The sequence below is a fragment of the Streptomyces sp. NPDC053048 genome (genome assembly GCF_044547045.1).
Taxonomy (GTDB): Bacteria; Actinomycetota; Actinomycetes; order Streptomycetales; family Streptomycetaceae; genus Streptomyces.
Window position 1 is genome coordinate 47,541 of record NZ_JBITZS010000004.1, and the last position, 17,831, is coordinate 65,371.

At 73.3% G+C, this 17,831-nt stretch carries 17 protein-coding genes; 9 read left to right on the plus strand and 8 right to left on the minus strand.

Features of this window, described 5'->3' with window-relative positions:
* Positions 1 to 19 precede the first annotated feature (19 nt).
* The 5 genes from ACIG36_RS11345 to ACIG36_RS11365 form a co-directional block, all read right to left on the minus strand.
* Positions 20 to 1,537 carry a 4-hydroxyphenylacetate 3-hydroxylase family protein gene (locus ACIG36_RS11345; RefSeq protein ID WP_399925494.1) on the minus strand — a complete coding sequence of 506 codons (1,518 nt, stop codon included), beginning with the start codon at positions 1,535 to 1,537 and terminating at the stop codon, positions 20 to 22.
* The gene (locus ACIG36_RS11350) at positions 1,534 to 2,394 is read right to left on the minus strand and encodes a TauD/TfdA dioxygenase family protein (protein ID WP_399925496.1); all 861 of its coding nucleotides are present in this window, start codon (positions 2,392 to 2,394) and stop codon (positions 1,534 to 1,536) included. Before ACIG36_RS11350 ends, ACIG36_RS11345 begins: the two co-directional genes overlap by 4 nt.
* Positions 2,384 to 3,412, minus strand: coding sequence for an L-tyrosine/L-tryptophan isonitrile synthase family protein (locus ACIG36_RS11355; protein ID WP_399925498.1), 1,029 nt, complete (start codon positions 3,410 to 3,412; stop codon positions 2,384 to 2,386). Before ACIG36_RS11355 ends, ACIG36_RS11350 begins: the two co-directional genes overlap by 11 nt.
* A 77-nt stretch (positions 3,413 to 3,489) precedes the next feature.
* On the minus strand, positions 3,490 to 6,483 hold the full coding sequence (locus ACIG36_RS11360) for a BTAD domain-containing putative transcriptional regulator (protein ID WP_399925500.1): 2,994 nt from the start codon (positions 6,481 to 6,483) through the stop codon (positions 3,490 to 3,492).
* Between the two features lie 235 nt (positions 6,484 to 6,718).
* The gene (locus ACIG36_RS11365) at positions 6,719 to 7,216 is read right to left on the minus strand and encodes a MarR family winged helix-turn-helix transcriptional regulator (protein ID WP_399925502.1); all 498 of its coding nucleotides are present in this window, start codon (positions 7,214 to 7,216) and stop codon (positions 6,719 to 6,721) included.
* Between the two features lie 88 nt (positions 7,217 to 7,304).
* Between ACIG36_RS11365 and ACIG36_RS11370 the strand changes: the two genes are divergently transcribed.
* Positions 7,305 to 8,237, plus strand: a complete 933-nt coding sequence (locus ACIG36_RS11370; protein ID WP_399925504.1) for an EamA family transporter — start codon at positions 7,305 to 7,307, stop codon at positions 8,235 to 8,237.
* Between the two features lie 5 nt (positions 8,238 to 8,242).
* Positions 8,243 to 8,881: an NAD(P)-dependent oxidoreductase gene (locus tag ACIG36_RS11375; protein WP_399925506.1), complete on the plus strand. Its 639-nt coding sequence runs from the start codon at positions 8,243 to 8,245 to the stop codon at positions 8,879 to 8,881.
* 87 nt (positions 8,882 to 8,968) lie between these two features.
* Here ACIG36_RS11375 and ACIG36_RS11380 read toward each other — a convergent pair whose 3' ends face one another.
* Positions 8,969 to 9,634, minus strand: coding sequence for a transglycosylase SLT domain-containing protein (locus tag ACIG36_RS11380; RefSeq protein ID WP_399925508.1), 666 nt, complete (start codon positions 9,632 to 9,634; stop codon positions 8,969 to 8,971).
* Between the two features lie 291 nt (positions 9,635 to 9,925).
* Positions 9,926 to 10,531, minus strand: coding sequence for a TetR/AcrR family transcriptional regulator (locus ACIG36_RS11385; protein ID WP_399925509.1), 606 nt, complete (start codon positions 10,529 to 10,531; stop codon positions 9,926 to 9,928).
* A gap of 359 nt (positions 10,532 to 10,890) precedes the next feature.
* Here ACIG36_RS11385 and ACIG36_RS11390 point away from each other — a divergent pair, with 359 nt between their 5' ends.
* The 4 genes from ACIG36_RS11390 to ACIG36_RS11405 all read left to right on the plus strand — a co-directional run bounded on the left by ACIG36_RS11390 (position 10,891) and on the right by ACIG36_RS11405 (position 13,657).
* Entirely contained in the window at positions 10,891 to 11,028 is a 138-nt protein-coding gene (locus ACIG36_RS11390; RefSeq protein ID WP_399925511.1) for a lasso RiPP family leader peptide-containing protein, read from the plus strand.
* Positions 11,029 to 11,125: 97 nt separating this feature from the next.
* The gene (locus ACIG36_RS11395) at positions 11,126 to 12,982 is read left to right on the plus strand and encodes an asparagine synthase-related protein (protein ID WP_399925513.1); all 1,857 of its coding nucleotides are present in this window, start codon (positions 11,126 to 11,128) and stop codon (positions 12,980 to 12,982) included.
* Positions 12,963 to 13,220: a lasso peptide biosynthesis PqqD family chaperone gene (locus ACIG36_RS11400; protein ID WP_399925515.1), complete on the plus strand. Its 258-nt coding sequence runs from the start codon at positions 12,963 to 12,965 to the stop codon at positions 13,218 to 13,220. The genes ACIG36_RS11395 and ACIG36_RS11400 overlap by 20 nt, the downstream gene beginning before the upstream one ends.
* A complete protein-coding gene (locus tag ACIG36_RS11405) occupies positions 13,217 to 13,657 on the plus strand; it encodes a lasso peptide biosynthesis B2 protein (RefSeq protein ID WP_399925516.1) in 441 nt (146 codons plus the stop codon). Before ACIG36_RS11400 ends, ACIG36_RS11405 begins: the two co-directional genes overlap by 4 nt.
* On the opposite strand, the gene ACIG36_RS11410 is transcribed toward ACIG36_RS11405, so the two are convergent.
* Positions 13,594 to 14,832 (minus strand): Cmx/CmrA family chloramphenicol efflux MFS transporter, encoded by a 1,239-nt coding sequence (locus ACIG36_RS11410; protein ID WP_399925519.1) that lies wholly within the window; start codon positions 14,830 to 14,832, stop codon positions 13,594 to 13,596. The two genes, ACIG36_RS11405 and ACIG36_RS11410, sit on opposite strands and share 64 nt — an antisense overlap.
* Positions 14,833 to 15,029: 197 nt before the next feature.
* Here ACIG36_RS11410 and ACIG36_RS11415 point away from each other — a divergent pair, with 197 nt between their 5' ends.
* From ACIG36_RS11415 to ACIG36_RS11425, 3 genes are all read left to right on the plus strand, one after another.
* A complete protein-coding gene (locus ACIG36_RS11415; RefSeq protein WP_399925521.1) occupies positions 15,030 to 15,569 on the plus strand; it encodes a hypothetical protein in 540 nt (179 codons plus the stop codon).
* Between the two features lie 110 nt (positions 15,570 to 15,679).
* Positions 15,680 to 16,360, plus strand: a complete 681-nt coding sequence (locus tag ACIG36_RS11420; RefSeq protein ID WP_399925523.1) for a LysE family translocator — start codon at positions 15,680 to 15,682, stop codon at positions 16,358 to 16,360.
* Between the two features lie 66 nt (positions 16,361 to 16,426).
* Positions 16,427 to 17,824: a sensor histidine kinase gene (locus tag ACIG36_RS11425; RefSeq protein WP_399925524.1), complete on the plus strand. Its 1,398-nt coding sequence runs from the start codon at positions 16,427 to 16,429 to the stop codon at positions 17,822 to 17,824.
* The last annotated feature ends 7 nt before the right edge of the window (positions 17,825 to 17,831 follow it).

A 17,831-nucleotide genomic window follows, 5' to 3' on the forward strand; every position in this document is an offset into this window, starting at 1 on the left:
GCCTTGGTTGCCTCTCGTCTCAGTCGGTGTGCGCCGCGTCGCGCCACGGGCCCCGGCGCCAGCCGTCGAGGTCGTAGTCGTCGAGGCACTGCTGCACCAGCGCTTCGCAGCGGGCGAGGCCGCCGCGCCGGGTCGCCCACTTCAGGGCGTCCAGCCGGACCTGCTCGCCGTTGCCCGAGTAGTTGCGTTCGTAGAGCTCGTGGCGGCCGCCGAACTCGGTGCCGATGGCGTCCCAGGCCAACTTGAGCAGCTTGATCCGGTCCAGGGCGCCGGTGTCCGCGCCGCGGTAGAAGCGGTCGATGAGCGGGCGCAGTTCGGGGTTGGCCAGGTCGCGGGCGCTGGAGGGGACGGCGAGCGGCGCCCCGCCGAGGGTGGTCTCGAACAGCTCGTGGACGCGGTCCCACACCTGCGCGTTGTACATCCGCATCGCGGAGGCGTGCTCCAGGCGGGGGACGACGGTGCCGCCGCTGCCCGGTTCGGGGTCGTGGGCCATCGCCGTGGTCAGGGCCCACACCATGTCGCGCATCGTGAGGATCTCGCCGACGGCGGCCTGGACCCCGCGGAACCCGTCGGTGCCGTTGGCCCGGGTGCCGCGGGCGAGCAGCCCGGCCATGAGGTCGAGCTTGACGCTCAGCCGCGTTCCGGACTGGAAGTTGTAGAGGTTGGGGAAGCCGGAGGTGGCGTAGAAGCCGGTGGCCCGCTCGATGTCGCGGTGGACGAGGACGTCCTCCCAGGGGATGAGCGCCTCGTCGAGCAGCAGGACGCTGTCGTTCTCGTCGAAGCGGCTGCTGAGGGGGGCGTCGAAGGGGCTGCCGGCGTGCTGCGCGTAGGGGGTGCGGCAGACGAGCCTGACCCCGGGGTTGTCCATGCGGACGAAGAACACCAGGGCGAACGGCTCGGCCTTGCCCGGCGCGAGGGCCGCCGAGCCGACGGGTGCGACGAAGCCGGCGTTGGTGATCGCGGAACCGGTGGCCAGCATCTTCGCGCCGCTGACGACCACGCCGGCGTCCGTCTCGCGCACGGCGCGCACGAAGACGTCCTCCATGTCGTGGATGGCGCGCTTGCGGTCGACCGGCGGGTTGATGATGACGTGGTTGAGGTAGAGCGCCCTGCTCGCGAACTCGCGGTACCAGGCGGTGGCGTTGTCCGCGAACGGGCCGTAGTAGTCGGCGTTGACGCCGAGGCCGGCCATGAAGGAGGCCTTGTACTCGGGGGTGCGGCCGAGGAAGCCGTAGCTCATCCGCGCCCAGGTGGCGATCGCCTCGCGGGCCTCGACCAGATCGGCCGCCGACCGGCTGGGCCTGAAGAACTTGTGGGTGCGGATGCCGGTTGCGGCGTCGGTGCCGGTGAGCACGTCGGCGGTGGCCGGGTCGTGCAGGGCGTCGTAGAGGCGGGCGACGGACAGGGCGGAGTTGCGGAAGGCGGGGTGGCGGGTGACGTCCTTGACGCGGTCGCCGTCCAGGTACACCTGGCGGCCGTCGCGCAGGCTCTCCAGGTAGTCCTCGCCCGTCATCATCCGGTTCGTGGTGTCGCTCATCGGACCAGCCCCGGGTTGTCCAGCGGCGGGGTGCCGAGCACCTGGACGCGGCGCAGGTGGCGGGGGGCGCCGCTGGTGAAGGCGTTCCGGCCGTGCAGCAGCGTGTAGTTGTCGGTGACGACGAGGTCGCCGGTGCGCCAGCTGTGGGCGTAGAGGTGCGCCGGGTCGTACAGCGCGGCGCGCAGGGTCCGGTGCGCCTCGGCGATCCCGTCCTCGGGGAGGCCGGTGAAGCGGAGGTCGGGGTGGTTGACGAAGCCGTCGTCGTCGGCCGCCGTGGGCTCGTTGTAGCGGATGACGGGGGTGCCGGTCACCGGGTGGGCGGTGACGACGGGCGAGACGGTGACGCTGTTGTAGAACTCCATCTCGCGGTGGTACGTGCCGGTCACCGCGGACCATGTGGCGACCGTCTGCGGGTCGGTGTTCCGCAGCACGGTGGGGGTGTTGGAGAAGGTCGTCTCGCCGCCGTTGCCCTCGCCGGGCGCGTGGACGCACTGGAAGACCTGGAACTCCGGTATCTGTTCGCGGTACATGCCGTCCCAGTGCATCGGCATGTAGCTGGAGTCGAAGATGTGGTCCTCGGGCTGTTCCTTCTCGACGAGTTCCAGTACCGTGCCGAACGGCCACACGCTGGGCTCGCCCCACAGCTCGCAGTAGGCGGAGAGCTCTTCGGGCGTGGCGAAGGTGCCGAATCCGCGGAGCAGCAGGAGGTGGTGCTCGCGGACGAGCGAGCGCAGGGTGTCGACGGGCAGTTCCGCTACGGGCGTGCCGGGTGCGGTCGCCCGTAGCGCGATGCCGAAGGGGGTTACGGGCGTGACCTCGTAACGGCTGTCGGTGAGGGGGTCTCGGTCACCGGTCATGGTGTGCTCCTGTGCGGGGAGTGGTGGGGGCGCCGGTCGTCTCCCGGCCGGGGGAAGGGGGCATTTCGCCGGGCTGGTCGAGGACGTAGTGGCTGGGGCGGCCGGCCCGGAAGGCGAGCCGGCCACCGGCCTGTTCGGCCTCGGCCCGCTTCATGAGGGTGAAGCCGTCGGGGGTCCGGACGGCGACGCTGTGCCAGGGCGTCAGCCAGGCGTCGGGGGTGTCCGCGAGCAGGATGCCGATCTTGTCCGTGCCGCACGGCTGGGGGTGGATCGACAGGCGGACGGCCGCCGGGAAGAGCTGGTCCAGCAGGCCGCCCCAGGCCCTGCTGCGCTGGATGACGCGGTAGGCGAGGTCGCGGCACTTGCGCTGCAGGGCGGAGCGGGTGCCCGTGTAGTGCGGGCCGGACAGGTCCTCGAGCATGAACCGGGTGATGCCGCGGTACATGGCCAGCGGGGCGCCGCCGGCGCGCACCTCCTCGCGCAGCTCCTCGAGCGTCGGGGCGTAGCCGGCGGACAGCATGGTGCGCATGTCCTCGTGCCCGGCGCGGCTGTAGACCTCGTCGAGGGTGAACTGCTCGAGGTGGCCGGCCCCGATGTCGGTGATCATGCGGTCGAGGGCGCGCACATAGCCGGTGACGTCCTCGTCGCTCACGCCGAGCAGGTCGTTGAAGACCCGTCCGTCGGAGCAGAGGAGGATGGCCGCGCCGGGTGGGTGGATCGCGGCGATGCGCTCGCACAGCGAGTTCAGGAAGCGCAGGGCCAGTTCCTCGGCCAGGTCGGGCAGGGGGCCGAGGACCTTGGCGGGGTTGGGCGACTTGGTGGGGAACGCCGGCAGGACGAATTCGATGCGCCGGCCGCTCTCCATGGCCGCGCGTACGGCGTCCAGGTGGTGCCGGACGCAGCGTGGGCAGACCTCTGAGGTGCAACCGCCCCCGCGCATTCTGCGCTGGTGGGCCAGGACCTCCCGGAGCACTTCGACGGCGGCCAGTTCGATATCGGGTGCGGCCAGGTCGGACACCGCGCCTCCCTTCGTGGACTGGGCACCACCGTGCTCCGTGAGCGCATGAGAAACGCACAAGGGCACGCGGCGCCCGGTCACCGACGGGCCGGGAGGCCTCCGTTCCCGGGGCCGGGGTAGGCGCCGGCGCGCGCGAGGTCGCTGATGGCGAGCCGGGCGCGGTCGGCCCAGTAGGCCATGCCCAGGCCGCGGCATCCGGCCAGTGCGGCGGCGAGGTGGCTGGTGGCGCGTCCGGGGTCGCCGAGCGCGGCGTGGGTCCTGCCCAGCCAGTAGGAGGTGAGGGTCTCGCCGCGGCGTTCGCCGAGGTCGGCGAAGATGGCGGCCGCCTCGCCGAGCGGGGCGAGCGCGCGCGGGGCCTGGTCGGGGCCGAGGCCGACGTGCATCCGGCCCAGGGTGAGCAGGGCGTAGGCCTCGCCGGGGCGGTGACGCACCATCCGGTATCCGGCCAGGGCCCGCTGGGTGCGGCGGGCGGCCCGTCCGAACCGGCCCCGGCCGAGTTCGGCCACGGCGAGCAGTTGCAGGACGTCGGCGAGGAGGAGGGGATGGCCGAGCCGTTCGGCGGCCTCCAGTGCCGGTTCCAGGGCCGCCGCGGCCTCGGCCTGGCGGTCGAGGGCGACGAGGGCGTAGCCGAGGCTGCGCAGGGCGAGGACGTGGCCGTGCGCGTCCCCGAGCCGGTCCATGGCGGCGGCCGCCGCGCGGGCGTCGTCGTGGGCGAGGTCGGCCATGCCGCGGTCGGCGACGGCGAAGGCGCGGTGGGTGCGCAGCCGGGCGGCGTGGTGACTCTCGCCCAGGGCGTCCAGTTCCTCGATGGCGGCCGCCCAGCGCGTCACCGCGTCGTCGACCCGGCCGCGGACGGCCGAGGCCCTGGCCAGGGACCCCTGGGCGACCGCGACGGCGACGGGGTCGCCGGCGGCCGTGCCGCTGTCGAGGGCGGCCTGGGCGACCCGGTCCCATTCGCCCCACCAGTTCCGCAGGTGGCAGATCTCCTCCATGGCGTGGGCGAGATCGGCCGCCTGGGGGGCGAACCCGGACCGTGCGGCGAACTCGACGACGGCGACGAGGCCGGCGCGCTCGCCCTCGAGCCATCCGACGAGGTCGGTCGCCCCGCCCCGTACGGCATCGCCCGTCCCGCCCCGGATGAGCTGGTCGCCGGCCGCCCGTATCCGGGTGAGCCAGCCGTCCAGGACCCGGACGACGGCCGCCCGGCGCCACTCGGGCGACTCCTCGGCCAGGGCGCGTCCGGCGGCGTGGGCGTGCGGCAGTTCGTGCATCCGGTAGCGGGGCCGGCCCTGGGCGTCGACGCGGTCGATCCGTACGAGGTGCGCCTCGAGCAGCGCGTCGAGCAGTGCGCCGGTGGTGGGGTCGGCGTCGTCGAGGCCCAGCAGGGCGGCGGTCGCCCATTCGGGGAACTCGGGCGAGGGGAGCGTGCCCAGGGCCCGGAACGCCCTGGCGGCGTCCGGTGCCAGGGCGCGGTACGCGGCGGTGACGCAGGCCTGGACGGCGAGGTCCTCCGCCGTCAGTCCGGGGTGCTCGGTGCGCGCGTCGGCGATCCTCTCGGCGAGGCAGCTCACCCGCCAGTGCGGGCGGGCGGCGAGCGCGGCTCCCGCGACGCGCAGCGCCAGGGGCAGTCCGGCGCAGCCGGCCAGGACCCACTCGGTGGCCTCCGGTTCCGCCGCGAGCCGCCGGTGCCCGGCGGTGCGCCGCAGCAGCAGGAGTGACTCCTCGTCGTCGAAGGGGGCGACGTCGATCAGGTGCGCGTCCGGTGGGCCGGCCGGCCGTTGCCTGCTGGTGACGAGGACGGCGCAGCCGGGGAGGCCGGGCAGCAGCGGACGGATCTGGGCCTCGTCGTGGGCGTCGTCGAGGAGCAGCAGCACCCTGCGGCCGGAGAGCACGGAACGGAACAGCGCGGCGCGGTCGACCGTCGCCTCGGGGATGGACGATCCGGCGACGCCGACGCTCAGCAGCAGGTCGGCGAGGATCGCGCCGGGCGGGCGGCGGGTGCCGCGGGCGCCGTCGAGGCGCTGGAACAGCAGGCCGTCGGGGAAGGAGTGGCGCAGGAGGTGGGCGAGCCGGGTGGCCAGGGCGGTCTTGCCGACGCCCGGTGGGCCGGTGAGGACGACGACGGGCGCGGCGGTGGGTGCCGTGGCGGGGGTCGAGGCCGGGGGCGGTGCGGCGGCGGGTTCGAGCAGTGCGGCGGCCCGCGACATCAGCAGGTCCCGTCCGACGAAGTCGGCGGTGTCGGGGGGAAGCCGGCTGACGGGCCGCCAGGCGGGTACGGGGCGGGTGGGCCGTACGGGGGGCGCGGTGCCCAGCGCCGGGTCTCTGGTGAGGACGGCGCGGTGCAGGTGTCTGAGCTCGTCGCCGGGTTCGAGTCCCAGTTCCTCGCGCAGGGCGGTGCGGGCGAGGGCGTAGGACTTCAGCGCGTCGCCGGGGTGGTGGCTGCGGTACTGGGCGGTCATCAGCTTGGCCCACAGCGATTCCCGCAGCGGGTGGCGGGCGGCCTGTTCGCTCAACAGGCCCAGCAGTTCGCGGTGTTCGCCGAGGGCCAGACGGGCTTCGGCGTAGTGCTCGAGCGCGGTCAGCCGGGCCTCGTCGAGGCGGGCGGCCTCGAGGTGCAGGGCGTCGTGGTGGGCCAGGCCGTCGAAGGCGCCGCCGCGCCACTGGTCGAGCGCCTTGCCCAGGACGCAGGCGGCTTCCCGGAGTTCGCCGTCGGCCAGGGCGCGGTGGCCGTGCGCGGCGAGGTCCTCGAACCGGCGCAGGTCCAGCTCGTCGGGCTCCACTCGCAGCTGGTAGCCGCGGTGGCCCTGGCTCAGCCGGTCGTCCCCGGCGGCGGGGTTGAGCACCCGGCGCAGGGCGGCGACGTAGCTGCGGACGTTGGCCTGGGCGGAGGCCGGCGGGCCGGCTCCCCAGATCGCGTCGCACAGGCGGTCCGCGGAGAGCGCGGTGCCGGCGTTGACCAGCAGCGTGGCGAGCAGGAGGCGTTGCTTGGGGCCGCCGAGCGGAAGGGAGTGTCCGCCGGCGAGGACTTCCAAAGGCCCCAGCACCTTGAACTCGACGCGCGGAAGCTCCACCGCGTGACCGCCCTTCAGTCGAACAAACGTGAGGCCGTCAACCCTATGGGCTATGTGGTGCACGAACTTCCACTTGGGGCTTCGACCCTGGCCGTCGCCCGGCCCGTGACGCCTCGCGGCGGCGGTCGTTCATCACGGCGGGTGCACGATTGCCTGCCGGGCCGGCGGAATGTTCTCCTGACGGCCCGGCAGGCGCCACCCGAATCGGCTCCGGCTCCCCGGGTGGCCGGCCTCGTCAGTCCTTCGTATCGCCCAGCGATTCCAGCAGACTTCGCAGCGCGCGGGAGATGGTCTCGCGCTCGGCGTCCGTCACGGCGGCGAGCAGCCGGTTCTCGGTGGCGATGTGGTCCGGCAGGACCCGGTCGACGAGGGCACGGCCGTCGTCGGTGAGGGAGACGTGCACGCTGCGGCCGTCCGACGCGCTGCGCGTGCGGAGGACCAGGCCGCGCGCCTCGAGACGGTCGAGGCGCTGGGTGATGGCGCCCGAGGTGACCATGGCCGAGCGCATCAGCTCGGCGGGTGTCAGGCGGTGCGGGGCGTCGCTGCGGCGCAGGGTGGCGAGGACGTCGAACGAGGCGGCGTCGAGGTCGTGCGCGGCGAACGTCCGGCGCAGCTCGGCGCCGATCAGCAGGGAGAGCCGTTGCAGGCGGCCGATGACCGCCATCGGCGAGACGTCCAGGTCGGGCCGCTGCTTCGCCCACTGTTCCAGCACTTGGTCGACGTGATCTGCCACGCCGCCATCCTAACCAATGCCTTAGCGGTGAGATAGATCACGAGGCCGGACCACCCCGGATCGCTTAGCGCTGAGATACATTGGCTTAGTGCTAAGCAATCAGATCAGGATCGCGTCGGCGACCGCGCTGGCCCCCGCCCTGTGGGGCAGCACCTACCTCGTCACCACCGAGCTGCTGCCCCCCGGCCGGCCTCTGCTGGCCGCGACGGTACGGGCGTTGCCGGCCGGGCTGGCGCTGGTGGCGCTCACCCGGCGGCTGCCCCAGGGGCAGTGGTGGTGGCGCGCGACGGTGCTCGGCGCCCTCAACATCGGAGTGTTCTTCGCCCTGTTGTTCATCGCCGCCTACCGGCTGCCCGGCGGGGTCGCGGCCACCATCGGCGCCGTCCAGCCCCTGATCGCGGCCGGACTCTCGGCCGCGCTGCTCGGTGAACGGCTGACACCGCGGACGGCCGTGGCGGGCATCGCGGGAGTGGCCGGCATCGCGCTGCTCGTGCTCCGCGCGAACGCCCGGCTGGACGCGCTGGGAATCGCGGCGGCGTTCGGCGGCGCCGTCGTCATGGCCACCGGCGTCGTCCTCAGCAAACGGTGGACCTCGCCCGCGCCCCTGCTGGCCACCACCGGCTGGCAGCTCACGGCCGGCGGCCTGCTGCTGCTCCCCGTCGCCCTGTTCACCGAGGGACCGCCGCCCGCGCTGAGCACCACCAACCTCGCCGGCTACGGCTACCTCGCCGTCATCGGCACCGCACTCGCCTACGCCCTGTGGTTCCGGGGCATACGGGCCCTGACACCCACCAAGGTCGCCTTCCTCGGGCTGCTCAGCCCCCTGGTCGCCACCGCGCTCGGCCTGCTCGTCCTGGGCCAGGAACTCACCACGCCGCAGGTCGTGGGCGGCCTCGTCGTCATCGCCTCCCTGATCGCGGCCCAGACCGCCTCCCCACGGGCCGCCCGGCCCGCGCCCGCCGCGTCCGCCACGGACGGCACCACCGCACACCGCACCACCACCGACATACGAAAGGGCTGACAGCCATGCGCATCACCGTCTTCGGAGCCGCCGGGAACGTGGGCAGCCGCGTCGTCACCGAGGCACTGTCCCGGGGCCACGAGGTCACCGCCGTGGTCCGCGACGCCGCCCGGGGCCGTGGGCTCCCCGCGGCCGCCACGGTCCGGGTGGGCGACGCGTCGAGCACGGCCGACATCGCCGCGCTCAGCACCGGCCAGGACCTCGTCATCAGCGCCACCCGACCCGCCCCTGGCAGCGAACAGGACCTGGTCACGACCACCCGTGCGCTGCTGGACGGACTCGCCCGCACCGGCGTCCGCCTGCTGCTCGTGGGAGGTGCCGGCCCCCTGACCGTTCCCGGCACCGGCGGCCTCGTCCTCGACGACCCCGCCCTGGTACCGCCCGCCTGGCGGCCCATCGCGCTGGCCTGCACCGAACAGCTCGCGGCCTGCCGCGCGGCGGACGGCGTGGACTGGACCTACCTCAGCCCGTCCGCCCTGCTGGAGCCGGGAACACGGACCGGCAGCTACCGGCTCGGCACCGACGAACTGCTCGTCGACGCCCACGGCACGTCGGCGATCTCCATGGAGGACCTGGCCGTCGCCCTCCTGGACGAGGCCGAGCGGCCCCGGCACCACGGGCAGAGGTTCACCGTCGGCTACTAGGGCCGGCGGCAGTGAACACGCGAAAGGGCGGCGACACCCCGTGACGGGGTGTCGCCGCCCTTTCGGCGTCGGTCCGCTCGGCCTGGATCAGTAGGCGGAGTTGACGTTGTCCATGGAGCCGTACTTGTCGGCCGCGTAGTTGCAGGACGCGGTGATGTTGGCGACCGGGTCGTAGATGTCCCAGGACGTGCCCTCGACGTGGTAGGCCTTGAACGTCGGGTCGATGATCTGCAGCAGGCCCTTGGACGGCACGCCGTTGACGGCGTTGACGTCCCAGTTGTTGATGGCACGCGGGTTACCGGTGGACTCGCGCATGATGTTGCGCTTGATGCCCTCGTACGAGGCCGGGATGCCCTTCGACTTCAGGACGTCCAGGGACTCCTTGATCCAGCCGTCCAGGTTGTCCGCGTAGGCCTTCTTCGCCGGGGCGGCGGGCTTGAGGGCCTGGCGCTCGGTGGAACGGCTCGCGCGCTCGGCGTCGGCCTTGGCGGCGTCGCCGGTCCTGGCTGCGGCGGCGGCCTTCGCCTGCTCGGCGGCGGCGTCCGTCAGCTGGGCCAGCTCGACGGCCTGCGTCTCACCGAACTCGTGGGCGTTCTGCGCGACGGGCTTCACGGCGGCCGAGTGCAGGTCGGCGGCGGAGGCGTTCGGAACGACCGCGAACGCCAGAGCGGCGGTGCCGGCGGCGGCGATGGCCGCGGCGGAGATCTTGTGGGCCTTGGGCAGACGGGTATAGCCGGAGATGGTGGAGCGCATGAAGAGCTGAACCTTCCAATCGCGAGAGTCGCAGTGGCCGTCATGGGCGCAAAAGAAGAGCGCCGTTTCTCGGTCGACGGCGCCGTGCGACTCGGCAATTGTTAGCGGCGGCGAAATCGCCTGGCAAAGGTGTGACCTACTACGGAACGCCGGAGGAGGGCCCGGAAAATCGAGATCAAATGCCCGGATTGCATGTCGGGCGCCGCCACTACCCGCTTTCGTATGTGATCTGGGCCCCATGAGGGGCCTCACAGACCCGTCACCGCTGGGTGGCCGCGGGGGTACGGTGCGTTACAGCCCGGCGAGGGTGCCGTCGACCGTGGCCAGCAGCAGCCGCCGGTCGTCGTGGACCCTGCTCAGGACGCGCAGGCCGTAGTACGTGCTCTGGATCTGGCGGGCCAGGACCCGCGCATCGGACGTCGCGCGGATCTCGCCCGTGTGCTGCCCCGTGGTGACGAGGGCGCACAGCTCGTCCTCCACGCGGTCGAAGTGCCGACGCACCTCGCTCCTGACGTCCGGGTCCATGCTCGCCAGCTCGATGGCCGCGTTGATGGCGAAGCAGCCGCGCGCCCGGGGCTCCCCCGCACCACCGTCGGCGTCGTCATCGGCCAGGTCGGCGTCGACGGCGTGCATCATCATCTCGCGCAGCCGGTCCTTGACCGGGCCGGAGCGGCGCAGGATGGCGATCTGTTCGGTGGTGGTCATCTCGTAGTAGCGGTTCAGGGCCCGCAGGTAGAGCTGCCGCTTGCCGCCGAAGGTGTTGTACAGGCTCGAGGGCCCCAGTCCCGTGCTCTCGCACAGGTCACGGGTCGAGGTGCCCTCGTAGCCCTGGCGCCAGAACGTTTCCATGGCCGCGGTGACGACGCGGCTCTCGTCGAACTCTCGTGGCCTGGCCATGGGGCCACACTAGAGGTTTTGGAACACCCGTACAAAATCTCGTCGCGGCTCGGCCGACCGGGCAGCCGGTATTCGAGCCATGCAGTATTCGGTGGCGCCCAGGAGCCTGGGCGCCGTGAGCGTGCCCGTGATGGGCTGAGCACGTCGAGGAGTACCTCGCCCGGGGCCGCGGCCCTCGTCCGGGCTCTCCTGTGTGCAGTGAGCCGGTGTGCACTCCCCGGCGTGCTGTTTGCACGTTCACCCGCTTTCCTTCCTGCCGGTGGATTAGCCCGGCACTCCTGGCTGTAGGTCACGCGGGTCTGCCTGACTGGACTGCAGGGGGTGGGAGTTCCGCCTCCATGTGACCGGAGGTGATCACTGTGGGGCAGACGCTGCAGGGCATGGAGAGTGAGGACGTCTACGAGCCGCCGCTGCTGGCCGAGGTCGGGCGGTACGCCGAGCTGACCCAGGGCGACATCGGGGACTGGCCCGACTTCCCGGTCGGCTTTTGGCTCTGATGAGCCTGGCGGGTGCCGGTTCGGGCCGTAAGGGCCTGGCCCGGCACCCGGCGCCGGCCCCCACGCTGTCACTCGCCCTCCCACCCTGGAGATGTTGATGGGCGCCACGCCGGCCTGCTGGTTCGTTGTCCTTCCCGACCGGGCTCACGCACCCGGTCTCCTCGATCGCCTGCGCAGCCTCGCCGGTCCGGCCGTGCTCCACCTCGTGCCGCATGCTTCCGGCCGTCCGTGGCTGGTGGGCTGCTGGCCGGACGAGGAGCTGACGATCTGCGTCAGCGGTGACGTGCGCCTGGCGGTCGCCGGGATGTCTTCCCTGCGGCCCGCCGAACTGACCGCGAGAGCTCGGCAGATCACGGACACCACGCACATCGAGCCGGCACTGTCGGGCGCCCATGGCTGCTTTCACGTGCTCGCGTCCGTCGCGGGGCACACGTACGTGCGGGGCAGCTTCTCCGGGCAGCGACGGGTGTACCGGGCCGAGGCCGCAGGCGTCACGGTCTGCGCCGACCAGGCCCGCGTCCTGGCCCGCCTGACCGGGGCGGAGCTGGACACCACGCAGCTGGCGCTGCAGCTCACCGCTGACACCGTTCCGCATCCGCTTGCCGAGGGCGCGCTGTGGCGTGGCGTGCACGTCGTACGGCCCGGCACTGCCATGGAACTGGCGCGCGGCGGCAAGGTGCGCACCCGGCGCTGGTGGCGGCAGCCCGCGGCCGGCCTTTCCCTGGGTGAGGCCGCCACCGGACTGCGGGAGGCACTGGAGCGGGCGGTCGCGTTGCGGGTCCGACCGGGTGAAGTGGTGGGCGCGGACCTGTCCGGCGGGATGGACTCGACCTCGCTGTGCTTCCTGGCGGCACACGCGGGTGCCCGGCTGGTCACCGTCACCCTGGACGCGGGCGCTGCCAACAACGAGGACCGTCTCTACGCCAGCCGGGCCGCAGAGCATCTGCCGGGCATCGAGCATCTGGTGTTCGCCTCGGCCGATCTGCCGGCCTACTTCAGCGGCCTGGACGACCGCGTGGAGGGCGACGAGCCGACCGCGGTCCTGCGTGCACGGGTGCAGCAGCAATACCTGGCCGAGCAGATGCGGGCGCGCGGGGCCCTACTGCGGCTGTCCGGCTTCGGCGGGGACCAGGTCGTCCAGCCCTCACCGGCCTACGTGCACGCCCTGCTGCGGCACTCACCCGCGGCCGGCCTGCGTCACGCGGCCGGATGGCGGGCGCGACACCGCCGGCCCCTCAAGATGATCGCAAGGACGCTGCTCGACCGGGGCTCCTACGCCGCCTGGCTCACCGAGGCCGCCGGGCTGCTGCACACGCCGCCGGCCGGGGACGACCTGCGCTGGGGACTGCGCCCGCATCTTCCGCCCTGGGCGAGCGAGCAGGCCCTGCAACTGTGCGGTGAGCGACTGCGCGCCGCGGCCAGGGACGCCGCCGAACCACTGCACCCCGAACGCGGCCGGCACGTGTGGACCGCAGCCGCGCAGCACGGGGGCCGTGTCGCCGGACATCTGGCCCACAGCGGGGCGCCGGCCGGGCTGCCGCTTCACAGCCCGTTCTGCGACGATGCGGTGATCGAGGCCGCGCTCGCCGCCCGCCCGCACGAGGCCGCGAGCCCCTGGTCCTACAAACCGCTCCTCGCCGCCGCCATGCACGGCCTGGTGCCCGAGACCATCCTGCGCCGCACCACCAAGGACCACTTCGGCTACGAGTGGCTGGGCGGCCTGCGCCGCAGCCGACACGTGCTCGCGACCTGGGCCGAGGACTCCCGCCTGGTGGCCGCCGGACTGGCCGACGAAGACGCGCTGCGCCGCGCCCTGCTCTCGCCCCAACTGCTGATCGGCCAGATCGCGGAGCTCGAGGCCACCCTCGCAGTGGAGGCGTGGCTGCGCGGCCTGGAGCACCAGCACACCCCGGACGGCACGAGGGAGATGAACAGTGCACCGACTGCACGATGATGTCACCGCCTGCGCCACAGGCGACGGCATGGTTCTGCTCGACGAACGCGCCGGGCACTACTGGCAGCTGAACGGCACCGGAGCCCTCATCGTGCAGGCACTGCTGGACGGCGCCACGCCCGCACAGGCCGCCGAACGGCTCGCCGCCACCCGCCCGGTCACCCCTGAGCGTGCCACCGCCGACGTCACGGCCCTGGTCGCACACCTTGCCACGGCGGGGCTGGTGACCGACTCGTGAGCCAGATCCTGGACACCGACGGCCACCGCCCCACGCTTGGCACCCGGCTCACCGTCCACACCGCCGTTGCCGCCGCCCGGCTCCTCACCCACCTGCCGCCGCGCCGCATCCGCGCGGTGCTGGGCCTGGCACGGCGCGGAGCCAGGCCCGCCCGCTACGACGAGGCGCTGCGGGCACGGCGGCAGGTGACAGCCGTCAGCACCCTGTGCGCGGGCCGCTACTGCCTCCCACGCTCCCTGGCCACCGCCCTGCTGTGCCGGATGCGCGGCCACTGGCCCACCTGGTGCAGCGGGGTACGCACCTCGCCGTTCGGGGCGCACGCCTGGGTGGAGGCCGAGGGCAGGCCCGTCGGCGAACCCGAGGACACCGCCACCTACCGGGCGATCATCGCCGTCGCGGATGCATCGGCGGACTCGGCACGGGGCGGCGGCCGATGAAGCAGACCAATGCAATTCATCCCGTTTGCCCGTTCCAGGCGGGCCGCCCACAGGACACCCGCGCATCCCGCGGCGGCCAGCGCGGCACCGACCCAGGCCACGGACGCGTAGCCGTACCCGGCGTCGATGGCGAGGCCGCCCAGCATCGGGGCCAGGGTGTTGCCGACGTTGAAGGCCGCGGTGTTGCCGGCGCCGACGAAGGTCGGGGCGTCGGGGGCCAGGGTGAAGACGCGGGACTGGAGGGCGGGGTTGGTCACATAGCCGGCCAGACCGAGGAGGAAGACGAGCGCGACGACCACTGCCGCGTGGCCCGCGGTCAGCGCGACAAGGGCGGAGGCGGCCACGAGGGCACCCAGCCCCCAGCCCAGGGTTGCCAGCGGCCGGGTTCCGGCGGTGCGCCCGCCGATCACCAGGCCGATCAGTCCGCCGACGCCGAACAGGGCGAGCACGCCGGGCACCCAGCCCTCGGGCACTCCGCTCACCTCGGTCAGCAGCGACGCCAGGTAGCTGAAGGTGACGATGACCGCGCCGAAGGCGAAGGCGGTGATGGCGTACGAGAGCCACAGCCGCGGCCGCGCCATGCCGCGCAGCTCGGCCCGGACCGACGCGGGCCGCCCGGACGCGCCGGTGCGCCCGGCGGGGACGGCGAACCAGGTGCAGACGAGACTGATCACGGTCGCGACGGCGACGCCCCAGAACGCGGCCCGCCAGCCGGAGACCTGGGCGATGACGGTGCCGGCCGGGACGCCCACGATGGTGGCCAGGGTCAGCCCGCCGGCCACCAGGGCCACCGCCCTGCTCTTGGCGGCCTCCGGCACCGCGGCCACCGCCGTGGCCACGGCCACGCCCCAGAACCCGGCGTAGGCCAGCGCGCCGATGACGCGGGTGGCGAACAGCACTCCGTAGCCGGGTGCGAGCGCACCCACCACGTGCGCCAGGACGAAGGCCGCCTGCAGGGACACCAGCGCCGTGCGGCGCGGCCAGCGCAGGGTGAGGACGGCCAGCAGGGGCGCCCCGACGACCATGCCGATGGCGAAGGCCGAGATGAGCAGCCCGGCGTCGGGAATCGACACCCCCAGATCGGCGGCCATCCCGGGCAGCAGCCCGGAGAGCATGAACTCCGAGGTCCCCTGCGTGAAGATGCCCAGCGACAGGACGTAGACGACCAATGGCATGCGAATACCCCTCCCAGTTATTTTGAAGCGACTGCTTCACAATCGGCGCGCGGCGTTCGCCCGCATCGCCCGGAGCCGGACACTAGCACGTTTTGAAGCAGTCGCTTCAAAATCCTGGACCGGCAACCCGGCCCGGGACCTCCGGCGTCTCATGGACCGATGCGCGGGACAGGCGGCGAGCGACGGAGGGCGGCGCCATGGAGCCGGACCGATACGGCACGGTCACACTCGACGACGAACGGTTCGGCCCGGTGACCGTCACGACCCCCCGCGCCACGCCGGGCCGGGTGTCGGTACGGGGCCCGCGGCTGCCGGCCACCACCATCGTCCGGTCCGACGGGGCACCCGATCACGGACAGGCCCCCATCGGCACCCGCGACGCCGCCCGCCTGACGATGACCGTGGGCGAGCGGACCGCCCGGCTGAAGCCCGGCAGCGGGCGCCTGCGCAAGTCGTCCTTCCGCGTCACCGTGGAGACCGCCGGCCTCGCCTACTCCTACGAGGTGCGCGACAAGTCCTCGAGCGTCCTGCGCCGCGACGGGCGGCGCGTCGCGGTCTTCATCTGGACGCGCGACAGCGAGTCCGCCGCCCACTGGTCTCCGGACCCGGACACGCCCCTCCGGGTGGAGGACGCCGCCGTCGGCTACGCCCTGATGGCCGCCTTCGGCACCGGCGCCGCGGGCTGGCCCGGCCTGATCGGCAACGCCCTCAGCGACGCCTTCGACGCCTTTCTGTAGGCCACCAGGCCACTCAATCGCCCCGACCGGCACACCAATCGCTTCATTCCTGCCCGATTCCGGGCAGGAATCTGGCAGTTCATCGCGTCGCGGCCCTACAGTCAGGCTCCATGATCACCATTTCCGCCCTGTGGACCTTCACACTGATCGTCGGACTGCTCACCCTCACTCCCGGCCTCGACACCGCCCTCATCCTGCGCACCGCGGCGCTCGGCCGCCGGCGGCGTGCCTGGGGTGTGGTCCTCGGCATACAGACCGGCACCCTCGTCTGGGGCGTGCTCACCGCGCTCGGCGTGACCGCGCTGCTGACCGCCTCCCACCTCGCCTACGAGATCGTGCGCTGGGCGGGAGCCGCCTACCTGGTGTGGATGGGCGGCCGGATGCTCTGGGCCGCGCGACGGAAGGGCGGCTCCGGCGGGACGGCGGAGCAGGAGGCGGCGGAGGCGGAGGCCGTCGGTGCCGGTGCGCCGGCCGGGCCCGACAGCGGCCGGGACACCCTGCGCGGCGGCTGGCGCCAGGGCACGCTGACCAATCTGCTCAACCCGAAGATGGGGGCCTTCTACGTGGCCGTGCTCCCGCAGTTCATCCCGTCCGGCTCCTCCCATCTGGCCGCCGGGGTGCTGCTGGCCGGGGTGCACATCGTCCTCGCCGTGATCTGGGCGTGCGCCCTGATCGCCTTCGCCCGCGCGCTGCGCGGCCGTCTGCAGCGGCCTTCCGCGCGCCGCGTGCTCGACCGGATCACCGGTACGGTCGTCGCCGCGTTCGGCTTCCGCCTCGCGCTGGGCGACTGAAGCGGCTGAAGGGACGGGTGACAGGGCGGCGGATCGTCACACAAGCCACACCCGTACCGTGCATCCGTGTCTGGAACAACAACCAAGCGGCGTGACCCGGGAGTCGCGCTCGCGCTGACCGCCGTCGTGACCACCGGGCTGGGCGTGGCCGACCCCTGGTGGGGGCTGGCGGCCGCGGCCGCCGCGTTCTTCGCGGGCAACCGCTCGGGGCGCACGCTGCCGATGATGGGCGCGCTGAGCGTGCTGGTCGTGGCCGGTGCCACCGCGCTGGTGACCGTGCCCGCGCTGCTGCCGCTGGGCGGCCTGTTCGTCGTCATGGTGGTGGGGGCCGCGCTGCTGCCGTGGTTCGCCGGGCGGGTCCTGCGCCAGTACCTGGAGCTGGTGCGCCTCGGCTGGAGCCGGGCGGAACAGCTCGAGCGGGAGCAGCGGCTGATCGCGGAGCAGGCCCGGCTGCGCGAACGGGCCCGGATCGCACAGGACATGCACGACGCGCTCGGCCACGACCTGAGCCTGATCGCGCTGTCGGCGGGGGCCCTGAAGCTCGCTCCCGGCCTGACGGACGATCACCGAGCGGCCGCCGAGGAGGTGCGGGCCCGTGCGGCGGGAGCCGTCGAGCGGCTGGGCGAGGTGATCGGCATCCTGCGCGAGGAGAGCGAGCCCGCTCCGGCGCAGCCGGCGGACTTCGGTATCGCGCGCCTGGTCGAGGGCGCCGCCGCGTCCGGTCTGGACGTCGCGCTGCGCGTCGAGGGCGCGCGGGAGGTGCCGGGGGTCGTCGAGCGGGCCGCGCACCGGGTGGTGCAGGAGGCGCTGACCAATGTCGCCAAGCACGCACCCGGCGCGCGGGCGACGGTCCGCCTGACGCACACGGCCGACGCCACCACCGTGTCGGTCGAGAACACCGCCACGGTGTCCCCCGCCGCGCTGCCCGGTGGCGGCCGGGGGCTGATCGGTCTGGACGAACGGGTGCGGCTGGCGGGCGGATCGTTCGCGTACGGCCCGCTGGACGACGGTTTCGCCGTCACCGCGCGGCTGCCGCACGATCCCGCGCGGCAGCCGCCGTCGCCCTTGGCCCGCAGTGCTCCGCGGGCCGTGTCGCCGGAGCACCGGCGGGCCGTCCGCCGGGCGGGCCGGGCCGTGGCCGCCGCGGTCGTCGTGCCGCTGCTCGCCACCGCGGTCCTGGCCGGCGCGCTGATCGCCTGGGCCTCGCTGACGCTGTCCCACATGGTCATCGCCCCTGCCGACTACGCCTCCCTGCGCGTGGGGCAGAATCGCCCGGAGGTCGAGCGTGTGCTGCCCGACCGTCAGTTGCCGTACCGGCCGAGGGCGGCCGAACCGAAGGGCTCCGGGGTCGAGTGCGAGTACTACGCGGTGACGGCCGACCGTTTCGTGGACGCCTCCGGGGACTCGTACCAGCTCTGCTTCCGGCACGGCCGGCTGGTCAGCCGCACCGTCCTGGCGGGGTGAGCGCGCG